The sequence below is a fragment of the Rhodococcus sp. PvP016 genome (assembly GCF_017832185.1).
GTDB lineage: Bacteria > Actinomycetota > Actinomycetes > Mycobacteriales > Mycobacteriaceae > Rhodococcoides.
Genome location: NZ_JAFIBH010000001.1, coordinates 1288092 through 1306704, shown reverse-complemented (window position 1 = coordinate 1306704; position 18613 = coordinate 1288092). Strand labels below are relative to the sequence as shown.

The following is an 18613-nucleotide window of genomic DNA, read 5'->3' as shown; positions in this document are numbered from 1 at the left end:
CATGCTTCTCGCCGGTACCACCGTGCTCGCCGAAGGCGGCGCGATGGGATTCCTCGAATCGGCCGGACCCACCCTGGTCTGGCTCATCGTGGTGTCCTTCGTGTTCCTCGAGTGCGCCGTCATCGTGGGCCTCTTCCTTCCCGGCGACTCGCTGCTGATCACCGCCGGTATCGGACTGGCCGCCCACGCCTCGGGCACCTCGCACGTGTGGGCGCTGTCCGCGGGCGCGTTCCTGGCCGCCATCGCCGGTAATCAGGTGGGGTACATGATCGGTAAACGCACCGGTCATCGCCTCGTGGCGCGCAAGAACGGCAAGTACGTCAACACCGCGAATCTGGAGAAGGTCAATCGACTCCTCGAGAAGCACGGCTTCTGGGCAGTGCTCGTCGCGCGCTGGATCCCGTGGGTGCGGACCCTGTGCCCGATGGTCGCCGGTGCCGGTGGGATGAACCACCGCCGCTACACCATCGCCAGCACGCTCGGTGCGCTCATCTGGGCACCCGTACTGCTGCTGATCGGGTTCTACTTCGGAGCGGTGCTCGACAAGGTGTCGTGGCTGTTCCCCACCGTGCTCACGCTGATGATCGTCTCGATCGTGGTCGGCACCATCTTCGGCCTGTACCAGTACCGCAAAGAGATGAAGAGGCCGGTCGAGACCACCGAAGTTCACGATCTCTGACGTTCACGATCTCTGACCGCTGACGGTCAGCCGAGAGTGTGCGCGGCCTCCATCAACATCCAGCCGCCGAGTTGGACGGAGAAGTCGCGCTCGGGCACGGACGACGACGTGACGGTGCCGGCGCTGAATCGGGCGATCGACGCACCGAACGAGGGCAGCTTGGCGATGGCGGACCAGTCGCTGCCGAACAGCGGCAGGCCCTCGATGGACAGGCAGTTGTCCCACGCGGCCTCCGCCGACGCCAGCACGATGTCGGCGGCGACCGAGCGCGCCTCGTGGTCCTCGTCAGTGTCTCCGGGCAACGACGTCGCCACCAGTGCGAGGTACCGGGCGAGGATCCCGTTGAACAGGCCGCCGTCCCCTCCCCCGCCGCCGATGATCACGCCGTCCCTGGTGAGGTGCTGCTGCACGGCGGCGACGAGTCGATGCACGCGCTCGCGGTGCTTGTCGTCACCGAGGCTGATCGCGAGTTCGGTCTCGGCGCCGAGCACGACGCCCTGGCAGTAGGAGTAGATCGGCGTCTCGACACGGCCGTCGGCGTGGATGCCGTCGAGCACGAGACCGGTCGTCGGATCGACGAGAGTCGCGTCGATCCAATCGGCCATGGCCTGCGCGCGCCACAGCTTGCCGGTACGTGCGAGCAGCACCGCCGCCGGCCCGTTGGCCGGCACGTTGAAGAAGTCGCTCTTCCTGGACCAGCGGATACCGCCCCCGTGCGCCGGATCCCACGCGTCGAACAGCTCCGACTCCAGGGCCGCGATCGCGGTGCGATTGTCGACGAGGTGCAGACGCTGCGCTCGCTCGAGGGACAGCCCCAGCCACGCCATGTCGTCGTAGTACGAGTTGGTCCAGCCGGTGAGGTTGCGCAGCCGGTGGGTGCGCGCGATCCGGGCCAGCCGTCGTCGGCGGCGCGCCGACGGCGCCCGCTCCTCGGCGTCGACCACGCAGTCGATGAGGTGCGCCTGCCACCAGTAGTGCCACCGCAGGAACAGCCGCTCCCGTCGGACCGGCGGCCATGCCACGACACCCAGCGCCGTCCCCGGCAGTCCCCACAGACGGCGGACGTGGCGAGAGAAGACGGCCTCCTCGGCGGCGTCCGCTCTGGAGGACCACGTGTCGTGCATGGTGCGATCCTGCCAGTACCCCTCGCCCCGGGAGCCGTCGGGCACGGTCACCAGGCCAGGCCGGGATCCGCGTGCTGCCGGATCCAGGCGTGCATCGTGATCCCGGCTGCGACACCGGCATTGATACTGCGGGTCGAGCCGAACTGCGCGATGGACACCGTCATCGACGCGGCGGCACGGGCGTCGTCGGTCACGCCCGGGCCCTCCTGACCGAAGAGCAGCAGCGCGTTCCGCGGGAGAACGGCAGTCTCGAGCGGGACGGACCCGGGCACGTTGTCGACGGCCACCACCGTCAGGCCCGCCTCCGCCGCGTACGCCATCAGCGCCTGGACGGTCTCGTGGTGCTCGATGTGCTGGTAGCGGTCGGTGACCATCGCACCGCGGCGGTTCCACCGTCGACGCCCGACGATGTGCACCGCGGCGGCGCCGAACGCGTTGGCCGTGCGGACGACCGTCCCGATGTTGGCGTCGTGCGCGAAGTTCTCGATGGCCACGTGCATCGGATGCCGGCGTGTGTCCAGGTCCGCGACGATGGCCTCGCGCGTCCAGTACCGGTACGCGTCGACGACGTTGCGCCGGTCCCCTTCGTCGAGGAGTTCCGGGTCGTAGCGAGGATCGGTGGGCCGAGGCCCGTCACGCTCGACGTCCCAGGCGGGTACGCCGCGCGGGTGCTCACCCCACTCGGTGGCACCCGCCTCGTCGCTGCGGTCGTTCGCGGTCAACTCAGGAATGGGACAGACGGCGGTTGACCTCGCGGGTCAGCCAGACCGGGGAGAACCGCGAGCCCATGGACAGCGCCTTGGACGGGAGCCCCACCGGGAAGTGCACCTTGTGGTAGATCCGCTTGGCGGGCTGCGTCGACTTGAAGATCGCGTCGGCGACGTCCTGAGCAGTGAGTTTGATGCCCAGCGAACCGGTGGTGCCGGTCTGGATCCCCTTGGTCATGGCGGTCTGCACGAAGAGCGGCCACATGGCCTTCACGGCGATGTCGTGCTTGTGCCACTCGAGGTCGAGTGCCTCGGTGAGGCCGCGCACCGCGAACTTGGTCGCGCCGTACGTGGCGAGCTCGGGCTGGCCGTAGATCGCGGAGGCAGAACACAGGTTCACCACCTGGGCGCCCCGCGTCTTCTTCAGGTACGGGAACGCTTCGAGCAGCCCGTTCAGCACGCCGCCGACGTTGATGTCGAACTGCTTGCGGTGCGTCTCGATGGCCTGCTCGGCGAACTGGCCCGCGATGAGAATGCCCGCGTTGTTGATGAGCACGTCGAGTCGGCCGCCGGCCGCCTCGTCGAACTCCTTCAGTCGCTCGGTGAACTGCGCGGTGTCGGTGACGTCGAGGATTCCCGTCGTCGACGTCGAGCCCTTCGCCGCGATCTCCTTGGCGAGAGAGGCCAGCCCCGTCTCGTCGATGTCGTACGCACCGACGTGATACCCGGCGGCGGCGAACGTGAGAGCGGTGGCCCGCCCGATGCCGGCTGCTGCGCCGGTGATGAAGACAGTGGAGCGGGAAGACCGGAGGCCGGCCGGAGTAGGTTGAGACATGCCTGAAGAGTAAGGGGTCGGGGTGAGCTGCAACAGAGCGGTGAGCCGAAAACTTACCGCCGAGTAGCTTCGGACGCCGCCACGGGAGGAAACCGAGCGAATGGACCACGAGAGAGTGGGCCGGGCGGTGGCCGTGGTCACCGCCATCTACGTCGTCGTGCTGGCGGTCTGGGCGCTCGTGCTGCTCCCGAAGGCTCCGGACGGCACGGTGCCGTACCAGATCGCTGCCCTGGTCGCGGGCTTCGGTGCTGCACTCGGACTCGCGATGATGGCCGCCGGGCGCCCCACCGCCGACGAACGCCGGATGCGCGACCACGGGCTCGAGGGGTGGGCCGTCGTCGACGAGGTACGGGAGATCGGCACCGGGGCGGAAGTGGACCTCACGATCACCGTGCCCGGGTCGGGGTCCTATCCGGGCACCGTCCGCCGCGAGGGGTCCGTCCGATACGAGGTCGGCGCGACCGTGCCCGTCGTCGTCGATCCCGACGACCGGACACGGATCCGGTTGTGACGCCGACCGACGCGACCCGGCACCACACCGTTCTCGACACGCCGGTGGGCCCTCTCACCGTCGTACGCACCGGGACTGCGCTGTCGGGCGTCTACTTTCCCGGTCATCGTCCGGCGCCGGCTCCCGGCCGGATCGGCACCGCCCGGGCGGACGGGTTCGACGAGATCCGCGAACAGTTGGCGGAGTATTTCGGCGGCCGTCGGCGCCGCTTCGACCTCGAGCTGGCCCCGGTGGGCACCGAGTTCCAGAACGAGGTGTGGGCCGCCCTCCGCACGATCCCGTACGGCGAGACGTGGACGTACTCCGCTCTGGCCGTCGCTGTCGGTCGGCCCACGTCGGTGCGCGCGGTGGCGTCGGCCAACGCCCGCAACCCGTTGTCGATCGTCGTGCCGTGTCACCGCGTCATCGGAATGTCCGGCGGCCTCACGGGTTTCGCCGGCGGCGTCGAGCGCAAACGCCTGCTGCTCGATCTCGAGTCGGGAACCCCGACGCTGTTCACGTGAGGGAGTCCACGAGCGCGTACTGAGCGCCGATGTAGGTCGCGAGCACCGCGACCTCGAGGACGTCGCGCAGGCGCGCGTCGGCCGTGGTCCGCCGGACGAGCACCATGCCGTCAGAGACGGTGAACAGCGTCGATCCGACGACGGCGCGGGTGTCGCCGTCCGCACCCAGGACGGACATGGCGCCGAGGGCGACGCCGTAGGCCGTGGAAACCGGCGCAATGGTCGGGGCGCGTCTCGTGGCCAGCACCGCTCCGCCCGCCCATCCCGCCGCTCGGAGCAGAGCATGGCGCGGCCGCGCGCGAGAACCATTGCGATACAACAGCACCGACCAGCATCCCTGCATGACGGCGAACGACGACGCCCCCAGAGTGAACCGGCGATCGTCGTCCGGATCGATCATCGCGACGTCGCCGAGCGTCGCCGCCGAGAGCCCCGCAGCCAGCAGTGGCGAGCGGTGGGCGCCGGATCGCACCGCGAGAATCGGCATGAGGAGCGGCTTGCACACCGTCTGCACGACGGGTCGATGCGTGGCGGCGCCGACGATCGTGCCCGCCGCAGCAACGGCGTAGGCCAGGGCCGTCGCCCTGCGGACCAGCGTGACGGACGACCCGGACGGCATGCGGACACCGTAACCGACCCCACACTGGATTTCGATAGTTAGCTTATGTAACGTTAAGGGAGTGCACACCACGCCGATGCGAACCGACGAGCTGCGGACCCTGCTGTCCGAACTGGTCACCACGACCTCGCGCTTCACCCGGCTCGCGGCCTCGGTCGCGACCGCAGAGCATCCCCGCACGTGGTCGCGCGCGCTCTCCCTGCTCGACGAGTACGGCGCGATCCGGATCAGCGAGTTCGCCCGCCTCGACCGATGCTCGCAACCGTCGGCGACGGCCCTGCTGCGCACGCTCCACGAGAACGGTCTCGTCGACCGCATGACGGATCCGACCGACTCCCGCGCCGTGGTCGTGTCGATCTCGGACCGCGGACGCACCTGGCTCGCCGACTCCCGTCGCGCCATCGGCGACGGACTGCTCCGCCACCTGGGCGAACCCGATCCCGACCAACTCCGACGCATCGTCGAGGGCCTCGACGACCTGCGCTCGGTCCTCAAGACCACAGCACGAAAGGAACACCCGTGACGACGATCGAGGAGAAGAAGGACCCGTCCCAGCCGAGCCTTCTTCAGCAACCCAAGGCCGTGTGGGCAGTGGCGTTCGCCAGTGTCATCGCCTTCATGGGGATCGGCCTCGTCGATCCCATTCTCAAGCCCATCGGTGAACAGTTGAACGCGACACCGTCGCAGGTGTCGCTCCTGTTCACGTCGTACATGCTGGTGACGGGCGTGGCCATGCTCGTCACGGGCGTCGTCTCGTCGCGCTTCGGCCCCAAGAAGACACTGCTGGCCGGTCTCGCGATCATCATCGTGTTCGCCGCGCTCGCGGGCTCGTCGAGCACCATCACTCAGATCGTCGGATTCCGCGCCGGCTGGGGACTGGGCAACGCGCTCTTCATCGCGACCGCCCTGGCCACGATCGTCGGCGCCGCCAGCGGTGGTGTCGCGCGGGCCATCATCCTGTACGAGGCCGCACTGGGCATCGGTATCGCCACCGGCCCTCTGGTCGGCGGCGTCCTGGGCAGCATCAGCTGGCGGGGCCCGTTCTTCGGCGTCGCCGTACTGATGGCCGTGGCCGTCGTGCTGCTCGTCGTCATGCTGCCGGAGGGCGAGAAGCCCACGCATAGAACCTCTCTCGCGGATCCCTTCCGCGCGCTGCGGCACCGCGGACTGCTCACGGTCGGCATCACGGCACTGCTGTACAACTACGGATTCTTCACCCTGCTCGCCTACACGCCGTTCCCGCTCGACCTCGGCACCTACGCGATCGGCTTCATCTTCTTCGGCTGGGGACTCGCGCTCGCAGTGGCCTCGGTGTTCCTCGCACCGCGCCTGCAGCGCAGGTTCGGGACGCTGAACATGATGATGCTGGCGCTACTCCTCTTCGCCGCCGATCTCGCCGTGATGGCGCTGTTCACGGAGAGCAAGCCGGTGCTGATCGTGTGCGTCGTCCTCGCCGGACTGTTCCTCGGCGTCAACAACACCCTCATCACCGAGACGGTCATGATCTCGGCGCCGGTCGAACGGTCCACCGCCTCGGCGGCGTACAGCTTCGTGCGGTTCGCCGGTGGTGCTGCCGCTCCGTACCTCGCCGGCAAGCTCGGTGAATCCAATGTGCACGTGCCGTTCTGGGTGGGCGCCGCCTGCACCTTCCTGGCCATCGGTGTCCTGGCGACCGGCCGAAAGGTCCTCGCACACGTCGACGATCACGACCCCGCTCCGCACAGCGTGGACGAAGCGGCGGCACTGACTGTGGGCGATTGACCAGGGAAAACTGAAACCCACCAGTCACTTTCATCACATGAGACTCGTGAGCATCAAAGGTCACACTTCGATGACGAAGTAACTCTCGAGTAAAGGTCTAGGCGAACCGGAAGGTACGTTCTGTTCCGTCGGGGGACGCGTACACCATTCTTCACCGCTTCTCGGATACGGCAGGAATGCCGTTTTCGGTATCGAAAGGCCATTCATGTCGGACAAGTCCATCACCCGTGCTCGCAGGACGCGGCTCGCCGCAGCGGGCGCCGTGCTCGCCGTGTCGCTGGCTGTCGCCGCACCCGCCGTGGCCGTCGCCCAGCAGGATCAGCCGGACAGCTCGGAGAGCAGCGAGTCCTCCACGAGCACCACCACCGAGGCTCCCGCCACGTCGAGCACCGAGCAGGCCCCTTCGGCGACGGATGCGCCGCCGGTCACCACTGTGCCCACCACCGCTCCCCCGGCTCGGCCGCTGCCGCAGGTCACCGGTTCCGTCGTGGTCGACGACGAGGGCAACTCCTCCATCAAGGTCGACATCGACGCGAAGCTGACCGAGGACGAGAAGAAGGCACTCCAGACTGCCAAGGACGCCACCAAGGCAGCCGTCGACGCGATCAAGAAGGCGCAGGCACTGCTCGACAGCGCGATCGCCGCAGCACAGGGTGGCGACGCCGCTGCCGAGGCCGAGGTCGACGAGGCCGAGGCCGAGCTCGACGCGTCCAAGGCCGAGGAGTCCGCCGCCGTCGCCGAGCAGGAGAGCATCGTCGCCGCCGGTGTCGCCGCCAAGGCGCAGGAAGAGGCGGACGCCGCCAAGGCTGCAGCGGACGAGGAGAAGTCGAAGGCCGACACCGCTCAGGCCGAAGCCGACGCTGCGAAGGACAAGGCCGACGAGCTCGAGGGCGACGCTGCCGCGGATCCGACCGAGGCAGAGGCCGCACGTGCGGACGCCGAGGCGAAGGCCGAGGCCGCCGCCGCCGCGCGCACTGCCGCGGAGGAAGCCACGAAGGCTGCCCAGGAATCGTTGAAGGCTGTCGGTGACGCGTTCGCGACGCTCGACGCCGCCAAGGTCACCACGGCGATCCAGGCCGCGTACGCGAAGGCGTCGACGCTCTTCGCCGCCGTCGTCAAGGCCGCGACGACCCAGGTCGCCGCCACCGTCGCCGACGAGCGCGCCAAGCAGCTCGAGGCTGCCGGCGACGCCGAGGCCGCTGCTGCCGCGAAGGAGGCCGCGGACAAGAAGGCCGAGGCCGAGGCTGCCGCGAAGGCCGCCGAGGACGCGAAGGCCGCGGACGCCGCGCTGGCCGACGATGCCGAGAAGGAGACCGTGACGGTCCAGGTCGGCGACGCCACCGAGGAGAACGTCGAGGTCGCGACCATCGACTCCACCACGGTCGAGGTCACCGCCTCCGGAATCCGTCTCATCGGCTTCTACGTCGACGGCCCGACGCGCACGTTCAAGGTGGTCGACTACTTCACCGACGACGAGGAGGGCAACGTCATCGTCGCCGGCGAACTGCCGGAGATCGGTCTCGTGTCGTCCGAGTCGAGCCTCGCGGGGTCGGATCAGGCGAGTGCCTCGAACGACGAGGGCGGACTGCCCGTCGCCGCGATCGGCACCGGCGTGGCCGTCGTCGCCGTCGCGGGTGTCGGTGCGTTCGCACTCTCGCGTCGCAAGGGCACTCGCTCCTGACGACCGAGCGCGTGGGTGCGGGGGCTCTCTCGGCCCCGCACCCACGCGCTCTCGGTGTTTTGGGATGATGGAGTCATGCCGACACTCGCTTACGTCATCGCCGGATCCGAAGCCACGGGAGGCGCCGGCCTGCAGGCCGACCTCAAGACGTTCGAGCGGCTCGGGGTCTACGGCGTCGGCACCATCACCTGCATCGTCTCGTTCGATCCGAAGGCCGGGTGGGGCCACCGTTTCGTCCCCATCGCCGGACCGGTGATCGCCGACCAGATCGAGGCGGCGACGGCTGCCCACTCACTGGACGTCGTGAAGATCGGCATGCTCGGCACACCCGAGACCGTCGCCACCGTCGCCGAGTCGCTCCGTCGGCAGCCGTGGCGACACGTCGTCGTGGATCCCGTCCTGATCTGCAAGGGCCAGGAGCCGGGCGCGGCGCTGGACACGGACAACGCCCTGCGCGCCGAGATCCTCCCGCTCGCGACCGTCGTCACGCCGAATCTCTTCGAGGCGCAGACCCTGTCGGGAATGGACTCGATCGAGTCCGTCGACGATCTGTCGGAGGCCGCCCGCCGCATCGCGGACCTCGGACCGCGCTACGTGGTGGTCAAGGGCGGCGCGGGTCTGCCCGGCGACGAGGCCGTCGACGTCCTGTTCGACGGCACCGACGTCTCGGTGTTCCGTGCGCCGAAGATCGGCGAGGAGCGCGTCTCCGGAGCCGGCTGCATCTTCGCCGCCGCCATCACCGCCGAGCTGGCGAAGGGTTCCTCGGTCCAGGACGCAGTGGCCACGGCCAAGGACTTCGCGCACGCCGGCATCGTCGGCCGCGTGACGACGAACGCGCCCTTCACCGCCGTCGGCTGGCAGTAGAACTCAGAGGTTCAGGTCGCCCAGACCGAGAAGCGACCGGTACTCGAGACCCTCGGCCGCGATGACCGCGTCGGCGCCGGTGGCGCGGTCCACCACTGTCGCGACGCCCACCACGACGGCGCCGGCGTCCCGCAGAGCCGCGACGGCCGTGAGCGGGGAGTTCCCGGTGGTGGTGGTGTCCTCGACGACCAGGACCCGTGTGCCCACGATGTCCGGGCCCTCGATCTGTCGCTGCATGCCGTGGGCCTTGGCCGCCTTGCGGACGACGAACGCGTCGATGGGACGGCCCGGCGCGTGCATGACTGCCAGCGCGACGGGATCCGCACCCATGGTGAGTCCGCCGACGGCGTCGAAGTCCCAGTCCGACACCAGTTCTCGCATGAGCCGCCCGATGAGGGCACCGGCGCGGTGGTGCAGCGTCGCGCGGCGGAGGTCGACGTAGTAATCGGCTTCCTTGCCCGACGACAGCGTCACCTTCCCGTGCACGACCGCCAACTCGCGGACCAGTTCTGCCAGTTCGGACTTCTCGGTAGCTGCCACGAGCAGTGAATCTATCGGGTGCGGTCAGGCAGCGTGCTGCGGCGCCCGCAACCACGCCGTGTCGGCGTCGGCGGTCTCGGCGAACACCTCGGGCGCCCGGACGCCCAACAGCCGGACGACGGGTCCGGACAGCGGCGAGTCGGCGAGCGAGGCGAGCGACGACGCCTGCGTGTTGTACACCCGGACAGCGCCGGCTACGCGGTGCTCGATGCGATCGAGTTCCGTTGCGGGCGAGCTGAAGTCCCACCCCAGCGGCCCGCCGGCCCGACCGTCGAAGAGCACCTCGTGCAGCGCCACCGACAGCGCGTTCTCGGCGCCGGCCCGAGCACCGAGCTCCGCGCGGCGATCCCGCATCATGGCCGACAGCGACCGCGCTCCGACGAGTTGGTTCACGGCGGCGCGGTCGAGATCGGCGTCGACGGCAGCGCGCACGAGATCGGGGATCACCGCCCGACGTCGATCGAGCTCGATCTCGAGCAGGTTCAGTCCGGCAGCGACGGAGTCGGCCGACCGACGTGTCCGCCGGACGACCGACACGATCCAGCCGATACCGATGATCATCACGAACGCCACCAGGGCCACAACAGTCACACCAGAAACATAGCGTCGCCGAGTGTGAACGTCGACCCGACGTCGAGGGTTGGCCCGTGCTGCTCGGGCCTACGTGCGACCGCGCGCACTGCCGACCAGGGAGACCACGCGGCGAGCGATGGTACGGGGCACCAGACGCGATACCGAAGTCAGTGACTTGTACTGAAGCCCAGGCACACTCAGCACAGTGTTCTTCTCCAGGTCGGCGAGCGACGCGTCGACGACCTGGTCCACGGAGAGGTACATGAACGACGGAATCGACGACATCTCGATGCCGGCGCGCTCGTGGAACTCGGTCCGCACGAAGCCCGGGCACAGTGCCTGGATGCGGACTCCGGTGCCGGCGAGACCGCCCGCGAGACCCTCGCTGAACGAGACCACGTACGCCTTCGACGCGGAGTACGTGGAACCGCGACCCGACATCAGGCCGGCGACGCTGGCCACGTTGATCACCGAGCCCTTCGCACCCGCGATCATCGACGGCAGCGCGGCGCGGGTGAACTGCATGACGGCGGTGACGTTGACGTCGAGCTGCGACTGCAGCAGCGCGGGATCCGCCGTCCAGAACTCGCCGGACGTGCCGAAGCCCGCGTTGTTGATCAGGACCTGCACGCCCTCCTGCAGTCGAGCGACCACGGCAGCGCGGCCCTCCTCGGTCGCGAGGTCCGCGCCCAGGATCTCCGACGAGGTGCCGTACGAGGCGCGTAGTTCGTCGGCCAGTGCCTCCAGCCTGACGGTGTCGCGGGCGACCAGGACGAGATCGTGGCCACTGGCGGCGAGACGACGAGCGAACCCGCCGCCGATGCCGGACGTCGGACCGGTGACGAGTGCGATGGGCCGGGGTGTTGGAGTCGACATGCGCACGAGACTATCGGGTGAGGTTCCTCACGGCAGCACGTGGCTGATGAAACGATCAGTTCTCGCGTTCGGGTGCCGCGCGACGCCGCGAGGGCGGCAACACGTGCAGAAGGCCGGACAGACGGGTGACAGCGTCGATCGCGGCGTCCCAGTCACGACCCGAACTGCCCACGGGAACGGTGCCCAGCGTCCACGGGCCCTCGCTCCACAGCAGTTGCACCACGTCGGGCACCGAGTGCGTGAAGGCGACCATGCGCTGGTCACAGACTCGCCGTGCCACGTCGAGGTCGGTCGCGAAGATGATGCGCGGACCCAGCGAGCCGAGGAGCTGCATGTCGGCCTCCTTGGGCGGCGGCGTCGTGCGGGACCGCAGATCGAGGTCGACGTCGGATCCCACCTCGCGGCGTACCGCCACGACGGTCGCGGCGTCCTCGAGGTCGAACAGGACGAACTCCTCGCCGCGTCGCACACCCTCGACCACGTCGACGGCACCGAGGAACTCCTGGTTCGCCATGGCCGCGCGCGAGAACGTCGACGGTAGGTCGGGATCGGCGGGAACGTAGTGGTAACCCTGCGCTTTCGCCCAGATCTGACGAACCCGGCCCTGCTGTCCGCGACGGGCGCGATCGATGTACAGCAGTGCCACCGCACCGAGGAGTGCGATCAGAGCAAGGCCGAACCACATCGCTGTCATCGCTCTCCACTGTACTTTTCCCGGGGCACGGCGCCGTCGTCGGCCCATCGTGTCATTACCCGCCGGTATACCCGTGGGTAGCGCATCGCCACAGGTCAGTGACCGATCACGACCCTTTCGGGCGTTGGTGAGATGTACTCGCCAGTACGCTCGTGGACCGTCACACTGGCTCGGAAGACACTTTCCCTTCGAGACGGCGGAGCGCATGTTCACACGCATAGCAGTAGTCAACCGAGGCGAAGCAGCTGTTCGCCTCATCCGAGCGGTACGCGAGCTGAACAACGAATCGCGGTCCGCCGAGCCTCTGCGCGTCATCGCTCTGCACACCGACGCCGAGCGGAAGGCGATGTTCGTCCGCCAGGCCGACGAGGCCGTCACGCTCCGCAAGACGGGCGTGCAGAATCCGTACCTCGACTACGTCGAACTCGAGCGCGCACTCGTCGAGGCCCGCGCCGACGCCGTGTGGGTCGGCTGGGGCTTCGTCGCCGAGGACCCGACCTTCGCCGACGTCTGCGCTCGCCTGGGCATCACGTTCATCGGCCCCTCCGCGGCCTCGATGCGCCTGCTCGGTGACAAGGTCGAGGCCAAGATCCTCGCCGAGAAGGTGGGCGTCCCGGTCGCGCCGTGGAGCGGTGGTCCCGTCGAGACCCGCGCCGATGCGCGTCGGCACGCCGCTGCCATCGGTTATCCCCTGATCATCAAGGCGCGCAGCGGTGGTGGCGGTCGCGGCATCCGTAAGGTCTTCGCCGAGGACGAGCTCGAACTCGCGCTCGAGCGCACCCAGGGTGAGGCCGAGCGGTCGTTCGGCGACCCGGTCGTCTTCCTCGAGCGGCTCGTCACCGAGGCGCGCCACGTGGAGGTCCAGGTCATCGCCGACACGCACGGCAACGTGTGGGCACCCGGCGTCCGCGACTGCTCGATCCAGCGTCGCAATCAGAAGGTCATCGAGGAGTCCAGCTCGGCCGTCCTGACCAAGGAGCAGGCCGACGAGCTGCGCGCCGCCTCGGCGGAGCTGGTCCGCGCCGCCGGGTATCACGGCGCCGGCACGGTGGAGTACCTCTACCAGCCCGAGCAGAAGATCTTCACGTTCCTCGAGGTCAACACGCGCCTGCAGGTCGAGCACCCCATCACCGAGGTGACGACGGGTCTCGACCTGGTCAAGCTGCAGATCCTCGTCGCCGGCGGCCACGTGCTCGAGGGCGACTGCCCGACCGAGTTCGGTCACGCCGTCGAGGCCCGACTCAACGCCGAGGACGCCGACAACGGCTTCGCTCCCGCCCCCGGCACCGTCCGTCTGCTCAAGTTCCCCCTCGGATCCGGCCTGCGCGTCGACACCGGCATCGCCCAGGGCGACGTCATCCCGCCCGACTACGACTCCATGGTCGCGAAGGTGATCGCCTGGGGCCGTGACCGTTCCGAGGCCCTCGCCCGGCTGCGCACCGCGCTCCGCGAAACCACCGTCGTCATCGACGGCGGCACCACCACGAAGTCGTTCCTGCTCGAGCTGCTCGACCGCGAGGAGCTCATCGACGCCACCGCCGACACCGGCTGGCTCGACCGGACCGGCGCGGGCACCGCGGAGGGCCCCACCCGCGTCGCCGACGTCGCGCTGGTCGCCGCGGCCGTCGACGCCTACGACGCGGACGAGGCCCGTGAGCGCGCCAAGTTCCTGCTGTCCGCCCGCGGTGGCCGTCCCCGTGCCAGCCACGACATCGGCCGCACGGTGGAGCTCAACTACCAGGGCCAGGGCTACCGCCTGACCGTCGGCCAGGTCGGGCCGCACCGCTACCTGGTCGCGGTCGACGACCACGAGATCACCATCGACATCGAGCGGCTCGGCACCTTCGAGCGTCGCGCCGAGATCGACGGCACCCGCTACTCCGTCGTCACCGTGCCAGGCCCCGCCGGGTATCTCGTCGAGGTCGACGGCGTGAGCCATCAGATCAGCCAGGACGAGGCCGGTCTGGTGCGCGCACCCGCCCCCGCCGTCGTCGTCGCCGTGCCGGTCGCCGTGGGCGACGAGGTCGAGGCCGGACAGACGCTCGTGGTCCTCGAGGCCATGAAGATGGAGACCGCGGTGCGTGCCGCGTCGGCCGGCCGGGTGAGCGAGGTGCTCGCCGTCGTCAACGCACAGGTCGACAACGGCGCGGCGCTGCTGCGCGTCGACCCGATCGGTGAGACGGCCGCCGCCTCCACCACCGCCCGGGTCGAGTTCCGCTCGCCGTGCGGCGACGCCGACCGCGACGACCGCCTCGACGCGCTGGCCCGTCTCGACGAACTGCGGGCTCTGCTCAGCGGATTCGACGTCAGCGCGTCCCGTGCGCTCGCCACCATCGCCGAGTACGACGCGCTGCGCGGAGCACTCCCGCGCAAGGACGCCGAGCTGGTCCGCGCCGAGCTGGACCTGCTCACCACTTTCGCCGACATGTGCGAGCTCACGCGTAACCGTCCCACCATGGCCGAGGAGGGCACCGACGAACGCGTCCACAGTCCGCGCGAGCACTTCCACGCGTTCCTGCAGTCGCTCGACGCCGACGTCCAGGGTCTGCCGGACGAGTTCCGCGACAAGCTCGCTCGCGCACTGCGGCACTACGACAAGAACGACCTCGATCGCGGCACCGATCTCGAGGAGGCCGTCTACCGACTCTTTCTGGCGCAGCAGCGCATCGAGAACCAGGTCCCGGCCATCGCGGCCCTCCTCGATCGGTGGATCGCCGACCCGTCGGTCGCCCCCGATGCGGACAGCGCCGTCGGAGAGGTGCTCGACCGCCTCGTCGTCGCGACCCAGGTGCGGTACCCGGTGATCGGCGACGTCGCCCGCAACCTCCGCTTCCAGCTGTTCGACGAGCCGCAGATCCGCAGGGCGCGCGAGCAGATCTACGACGGTGTCCGCGGCAGTCTGCAGTACCTGGCCGAGCGGCCCGACGCCGACGATCACCAGGAGCGTATCGACGCCCTGGTCGCCACGGAGGAGCCGCTCGTCGAGCTGCTCTCCCAGCGCATGTCCGACCCGGGTGCCCTGCTCGAGGTCATCACCCGCCAGTACTACGAGATCCGTGACTTCGAGGACGTCAAGGCCTTCGATCGTGAAGGGCAGCACTATGTCTCGGGCACCTTCACCCTCGTCGGCGGCAAGGTCAACCTGCTCTCGACCATGACCGATCGCGCCGGCCTCTCGTCGACGCTGGTGGCGCTCACCGAGACCGCGGGGCCGGCACCCGAGAACCTCGCGGTGGACCTGTACCTCTCGTGGCCGACGGCTCCCGAGGACGGCGACCAGGTGGTCGAGGAGTTGCGTACCGAGATCGCCGCACACCCGGCGACCACGTCCTGGCGGCGCGTGACGGTCACCGTCTTCGGACGCGGCACCGGTATCTCGCGCCAGGTGACGTTCCGGCCGCAGGCCGGCGTTCTGACGGAGGACGTCTCGCTCCGCGACCTGCATCCGCTCACCGGTCAGCGACTGGATCTGTGGCGCCTCAAGAACTTCGACGGCACCCGCATCCCCTCCGCGCCGGGCACGTTCCTGTTCGATCTGGTGGCGAAGGACAACCCCAAGGACGAGCGACTGGTCGCTCTGGCCGAGATCCGCGATGCCGCAGTGCAGTTCGACGCCCAGGGCAACGTGGTCTCGGTTCCCGCCATCGAGCGCACGCTCTCCGCGTGCCTCGACGGCATCCGCCGCGCCCAGGCTCGCCGCGGCAACCGCCGCCTCGACCACAACCGCGTCGTCCTCTACGTGTGGCCGGTGCTGAACCTGCCACTCGACAAGCTGCGCATCGTGGCCCGGCATCTCGCGCCGCTCACCGTGGCCGCCGGTCTCGAGGAGATCACCATGATGGCCCGCGTCGTGGTGCGCCCCGGCGCGGAGCCCACCATGCAGGCACTGCGCTTCTCCTACCGCCCCGGCACCGGTGTGGTCACCAAGATCACCGACCCGCCCACCGAGCCCATGCGCCCGCTCGACACGTACACGCAGAACGTGCAGCGCTCGCAGGCACGCGGCACCGTGTACCCGTACGAGCTGATCCCCGTGCTGACCAAGCGCGACGGGTCCTTCGTCGAGTACGACCTGGACGAGTCCGGTGCGCTGCAGCCCATCTCGCGTCCGTACGGTCAGAACACCGCGGGCATCATCGTGGGCCTGGTGTCCACACCGACGGCGCTCCACCCGGAGGGTATGACCCGCGTCGCCCTGTTCGGCGACCCCACCAAGGCCCTGGGCACGGTGGCCGAGGCCGAGTGTGCGCGCGTCGTCGCCGCGATCGACCTGGCCGAGGAGATGAACGTCCCGGTCGAGTGGTTCGCGCTCTCCTCCGGCGCCACCATCTCGATGGGCAGCGGCACGGAGAACATGGACTGGGTGTCGCGGGCTCTGCGCCGCATCATCACCTTCACGCAGGCCGGTCACGAGATCAACGTGATCGTCGCGGGCATCAACGTCGGCGCGCAGCCGTACTGGAACGCCGAGGCCACGATGCTCATGCACACCAAGGGCATCCTGGTGATGACGCCGGAGAGCGCGATGGTGCTCACCGGCAAGCAGTCCCTGGACTACTCCGGTGGCGTCTCCGCGGAGGACAACTTCGGCATCGGTGGCTACGACCGCGTCATGGGCCCCAACGGCCAGGCGCAGTACTGGGCCCCGAACCTCGGCGCCGCGTGCGACGTCCTCTTCGCGCACTACGATCATGCGTATCGCGCACCGGGAGAACGCTTCCCGCGTCGCACGACGACAGCCGACCCGGTCGACCGCGACGTGCGGACCTACCCGCACGTCCACCCGTCGAGCGACTTCAAGACCGTCGGCGACATCTTCTCCTCCGCCACCAACCCCGAGCGCAAGAAGCCGTTCGACATCCGCACCGTCATGCGCGCGGTGGTCGATCAGGACCACGCCGTGCTGGAGCGGTGGGCGGACATGGCCGACGCGGACACGTCCGTCGTCTTCGACGCGCACCTCGCCGGCTACCCGGTGTCGGTGATCGGCATCGAGTCGCGCGCCATCTCGCGCAAGGGATGGTTCCCGTCCGACGGCCCCGACCAGTGGACGTCGGGAACGCTCTTCCCCCGCTCGTCCAAGAAGACGGCTCGCGCGATCAACGCGGCCAGCGGCAACCGCCCGCTGGTGGTGCTGGCCAACCTGTCCGGCTTCGACGGATCACCGGAGTCGCTGCGTAACCTGCAGCTCGAGTACGGCGCCGAGATCGGCCGTGCCATCGTCAACTTCGACGGACCGATCGTGTTCTGCGTGGTCTCCCGATATCACGGCGGTGCATTCGTGGTGTTCTCCGGAGCGCTCAACGAGAACATGGAGGTGCTGGCTGTCGAGGGATCGTTCGCGTCCGTCCTCGGTGGCGCACCGGCCGCGGCGGTCGTCTTCACGCGAGACGTCAACAAGCGCACCGCGTCCGACCCGTCTGTCCGCGATCTCGAGGCACGCATGAACTCCTCCGAGGACGACACGGAGCGGGCCCGGTTGCAGGTGGAGCTGTCGGCCACCCGCACCGCGGTGCGCTCGGAGAAGCTCGGTGAGGTGGCGTCCGAGTTCGAGGCGGTGCACAACATCGAGCGAGCGCGGACCGTCGGCTCGGTGCACCACATCGTGGCGGCCGCCGAACTGCGCCCGCAGATCGTGGCGGCGATCGAGCGCGGAATGGCCCGTCAGGCCTGACCCTGTCGACAGAGAGAACACCCTCCCCCGCGTGTGCGAGGGAGGGTGTTCTCGTTCGGTGGTGTCGGTCGACGCCCTCGCGTCAGTTGAAGCCGATGCCGGCGCTGACGATGACCTCGGCGGTGATGGACCCGTCGGCCAGCGGGGTGCCCTGCACCACGATCGAGGTGCCGGGCGCGAGGTCCGCCACCGTGGCGGCGCCGAGCGCGAGGATCTGCGTGTTCGCGTTCGTCACCACGGTGACGGTGGATCCGCCGATCCCGTCCATGACGATGGTGGTGCCGTCGTTCGAGATGATCGTGCCCACGGAGGCACCCTGCGACCCCAGTGCCTCACCCACACCCCCGGGAATCTGCTCCAGACCCGGCAGCGAGCCGAGCGGCGGGACGCTCGTCGACGGCGGCGCCGTGGTCGTGGGCGGGGCGGAGCGCGGCGTGATGGCCGGGGCTGCGGTGCGCGAGGACGACGTCGAGTCGTACAGCAGGTAGGCCCCGGTGCCGATGAGCGCGATCACGACGAGCGCCGCCGCGACGATGAGCGCAGTCTTCGGACCGCGCGGGGGCTTGCTGTCGCCGTTCTCGAGGAAGGGCGCCTCGCCGTACTGGTTCTGCTGGTACGGGGGCTGCTGGTACGGGGGCTGCTGGTACTGGGGATAGCCCTGGGTCGGATAGCCCTGCTGTGTGGGATAGCCCTGCTGTGTGGGATAGCCCTGGGTTGGATACTGCTGCTGCGGATAGCCCTGCTCGTACGGCGGTTGCTGGGCGTACCAGTCGCCGGCCGGGAGCGCCTCGGTCGGGTTGTAGCCGGACTGCCCGTAGGCCTGGCCGGGATCCGAGGTGTGACCGGGGGTGCCGAGGTACTCCGTCGGCTGGTCACGGTCACGAGCCGAGTCGTCGTTGTCGCGCGGTCCGGTCGGCGTCGTCATGACCTCAGGATAGTCCTCGAAAAGACCGGGCAAATCGGACGAGATGT

17 protein-coding genes are annotated in these 18613 nt (G+C 69.2%); 8 read left to right on the top strand and 9 right to left on the bottom strand.

Features of this window, described 5'->3' with window-relative positions; genetic code table 11:
- Window position 1 precedes the first annotated feature (1 nt).
- The gene (locus JOE30_RS06080) at window positions 2-679 is read left to right on the top strand and encodes a DedA family protein (protein WP_204869797.1); all 678 of its coding nucleotides are present in this window, start codon (window positions 2-4) and stop codon (window positions 677-679) included.
- Window positions 680-705: 26 nt separating this feature from the next.
- Here JOE30_RS06080 and JOE30_RS06075 read toward each other — a convergent pair whose 3' ends face one another.
- The 3 genes from JOE30_RS06075 to JOE30_RS06065 are packed head-to-tail and all read right to left on the bottom strand — an operon-like array spanning window position 706 to window position 3345.
- The gene (locus tag JOE30_RS06075) at window positions 706-1803 is read right to left on the bottom strand and encodes a glycoside hydrolase family 76 protein (protein WP_204870817.1); all 1098 of its coding nucleotides are present in this window, start codon (window positions 1801-1803) and stop codon (window positions 706-708) included.
- A 47-nt stretch (window positions 1804-1850) separates the two neighbouring features.
- Complete coding sequence (locus tag JOE30_RS06070) at window positions 1851-2525, bottom strand: RNA methyltransferase (protein WP_204869796.1); 675 nt, start codon at window positions 2523-2525, stop codon at window positions 1851-1853.
- A gap of 1 nt (window position 2526) precedes the next feature.
- On the bottom strand, window positions 2527-3345 hold the full coding sequence (locus tag JOE30_RS06065) for an SDR family oxidoreductase (protein WP_204869795.1): 819 nt from the start codon (window positions 3343-3345) through the stop codon (window positions 2527-2529).
- Between the two features lie 100 nt (window positions 3346-3445).
- Here JOE30_RS06065 and JOE30_RS06060 point away from each other — a divergent pair, with 100 nt between their 5' ends.
- On the top strand, window positions 3446-3856 hold the full coding sequence (locus JOE30_RS06060; RefSeq protein WP_204869794.1) for a hypothetical protein: 411 nt from the start codon (window positions 3446-3448) through the stop codon (window positions 3854-3856).
- Window positions 3853-4359 (top strand): methylated-DNA--[protein]-cysteine S-methyltransferase, encoded by a 507-nt coding sequence (locus JOE30_RS06055; protein ID WP_204869793.1) that lies wholly within the window; start codon window positions 3853-3855, stop codon window positions 4357-4359. The genes JOE30_RS06060 and JOE30_RS06055 overlap by 4 nt, the downstream gene beginning before the upstream one ends.
- On the opposite strand, the gene JOE30_RS06050 is transcribed toward JOE30_RS06055, so the two are convergent.
- Window positions 4352-4978, bottom strand: coding sequence for a lysoplasmalogenase (locus JOE30_RS06050; RefSeq protein ID WP_204869792.1), 627 nt, complete (start codon window positions 4976-4978; stop codon window positions 4352-4354). The two genes, JOE30_RS06055 and JOE30_RS06050, sit on opposite strands and share 8 nt — an antisense overlap.
- Before the next feature lie 76 nt (window positions 4979-5054).
- Between JOE30_RS06050 and JOE30_RS06045 the strand changes: the two genes are divergently transcribed.
- From JOE30_RS06045 to thiD, 4 genes are all read left to right on the top strand, one after another.
- The gene (locus tag JOE30_RS06045) at window positions 5055-5501 is read left to right on the top strand and encodes a MarR family winged helix-turn-helix transcriptional regulator (RefSeq protein ID WP_204869791.1); all 447 of its coding nucleotides are present in this window, start codon (window positions 5055-5057) and stop codon (window positions 5499-5501) included.
- Entirely contained in the window at window positions 5498-6739 is a 1242-nt protein-coding gene (locus tag JOE30_RS06040) for an MFS transporter (RefSeq protein ID WP_204869790.1), read from the top strand. Before JOE30_RS06045 ends, JOE30_RS06040 begins: the two co-directional genes overlap by 4 nt.
- A gap of 205 nt (window positions 6740-6944) precedes the next feature.
- Complete coding sequence (locus tag JOE30_RS06035; protein ID WP_204869789.1) at window positions 6945-8420, top strand: hypothetical protein; 1476 nt, start codon at window positions 6945-6947, stop codon at window positions 8418-8420.
- Window positions 8421-8495: 75 nt separating this feature from the next.
- Window positions 8496-9284 (top strand): bifunctional hydroxymethylpyrimidine kinase/phosphomethylpyrimidine kinase, encoded by a 789-nt coding sequence (thiD, locus tag JOE30_RS06030; protein WP_204869788.1) that lies wholly within the window; start codon window positions 8496-8498, stop codon window positions 9282-9284.
- Between the two features lie 3 nt (window positions 9285-9287).
- On the opposite strand, the gene pyrE is transcribed toward thiD, so the two are convergent.
- The 4 genes from pyrE to JOE30_RS06010 all read right to left on the bottom strand — a co-directional run bounded on the left by pyrE (window position 9288) and on the right by JOE30_RS06010 (window position 11958).
- Entirely contained in the window at window positions 9288-9824 is a 537-nt protein-coding gene (gene pyrE, locus JOE30_RS06025; RefSeq protein ID WP_307806082.1) for an orotate phosphoribosyltransferase, read from the bottom strand.
- Between the two features lie 24 nt (window positions 9825-9848).
- Window positions 9849-10415 carry a hypothetical protein gene (locus tag JOE30_RS06020; protein ID WP_204869787.1) on the bottom strand — a complete coding sequence of 189 codons (567 nt, stop codon included), beginning with the start codon at window positions 10413-10415 and terminating at the stop codon, window positions 9849-9851.
- Between the two features lie 69 nt (window positions 10416-10484).
- Complete coding sequence (locus JOE30_RS06015; RefSeq protein WP_204869786.1) at window positions 10485-11273, bottom strand: SDR family oxidoreductase; 789 nt, start codon at window positions 11271-11273, stop codon at window positions 10485-10487.
- 55 nt (window positions 11274-11328) lie between these two features.
- Entirely contained in the window at window positions 11329-11958 is a 630-nt protein-coding gene (locus JOE30_RS06010) for a hypothetical protein (protein WP_204870815.1), read from the bottom strand.
- A gap of 214 nt (window positions 11959-12172) precedes the next feature.
- Between JOE30_RS06010 and JOE30_RS06005 the strand changes: the two genes are divergently transcribed.
- Window positions 12173-17641 carry a carboxyl transferase domain-containing protein gene (locus JOE30_RS06005; protein WP_204869785.1) on the top strand — a complete coding sequence of 1823 codons (5469 nt, stop codon included), beginning with the start codon at window positions 12173-12175 and terminating at the stop codon, window positions 17639-17641.
- An 82-nt stretch (window positions 17642-17723) separates the two neighbouring features.
- Here the strand turns inward: JOE30_RS06005 and JOE30_RS06000 are convergent, their stop codons facing one another.
- Window positions 17724-18566, bottom strand: a complete 843-nt coding sequence (locus JOE30_RS06000; protein ID WP_204869784.1) for a hypothetical protein — start codon at window positions 18564-18566, stop codon at window positions 17724-17726.
- Between the last annotated feature and the right edge of the window lie 47 nt (window positions 18567-18613).

Coding starts and splice junctions, on each gene's coding strand:
- JOE30_RS06080 (WP_204869797.1), top strand. CDS start 2: ATGCTTCTCGCCGGTACCACCGTGCTCGCCGAAGGCGGCGCGATGGGA.
- JOE30_RS06075 (WP_204870817.1), bottom strand. CDS start 1,803: ATGCACGACACGTGGTCCTCCAGAGCGGACGCCGCCGAGGAGGCCGTC.
- JOE30_RS06065 (WP_204869795.1), bottom strand. CDS start 3,345: ATGTCTCAACCTACTCCGGCCGGCCTCCGGTCTTCCCGCTCCACTGTC.
- JOE30_RS06060 (WP_204869794.1), top strand. CDS start 3,446: ATGGACCACGAGAGAGTGGGCCGGGCGGTGGCCGTGGTCACCGCCATC.
- JOE30_RS06050 (WP_204869792.1), bottom strand. CDS start 4,978: ATGCCGTCCGGGTCGTCCGTCACGCTGGTCCGCAGGGCGACGGCCCTG.
- JOE30_RS06045 (WP_204869791.1), top strand. CDS start 5,055: ATGCGAACCGACGAGCTGCGGACCCTGCTGTCCGAACTGGTCACCACG.
- JOE30_RS06035 (WP_204869789.1), top strand. CDS start 6,945: ATGTCGGACAAGTCCATCACCCGTGCTCGCAGGACGCGGCTCGCCGCA.
- thiD (WP_204869788.1), top strand. CDS start 8,496: ATGCCGACACTCGCTTACGTCATCGCCGGATCCGAAGCCACGGGAGGC.
- JOE30_RS06015 (WP_204869786.1), bottom strand. CDS start 11,273: ATGTCGACTCCAACACCCCGGCCCATCGCACTCGTCACCGGTCCGACG.
- JOE30_RS06010 (WP_204870815.1), bottom strand. CDS start 11,958: ATGTGGTTCGGCCTTGCTCTGATCGCACTCCTCGGTGCGGTGGCACTG.
- JOE30_RS06005 (WP_204869785.1), top strand. CDS start 12,173: ATGTTCACACGCATAGCAGTAGTCAACCGAGGCGAAGCAGCTGTTCGC.
- JOE30_RS06000 (WP_204869784.1), bottom strand. CDS start 18,566: ATGACGACGCCGACCGGACCGCGCGACAACGACGACTCGGCTCGTGAC.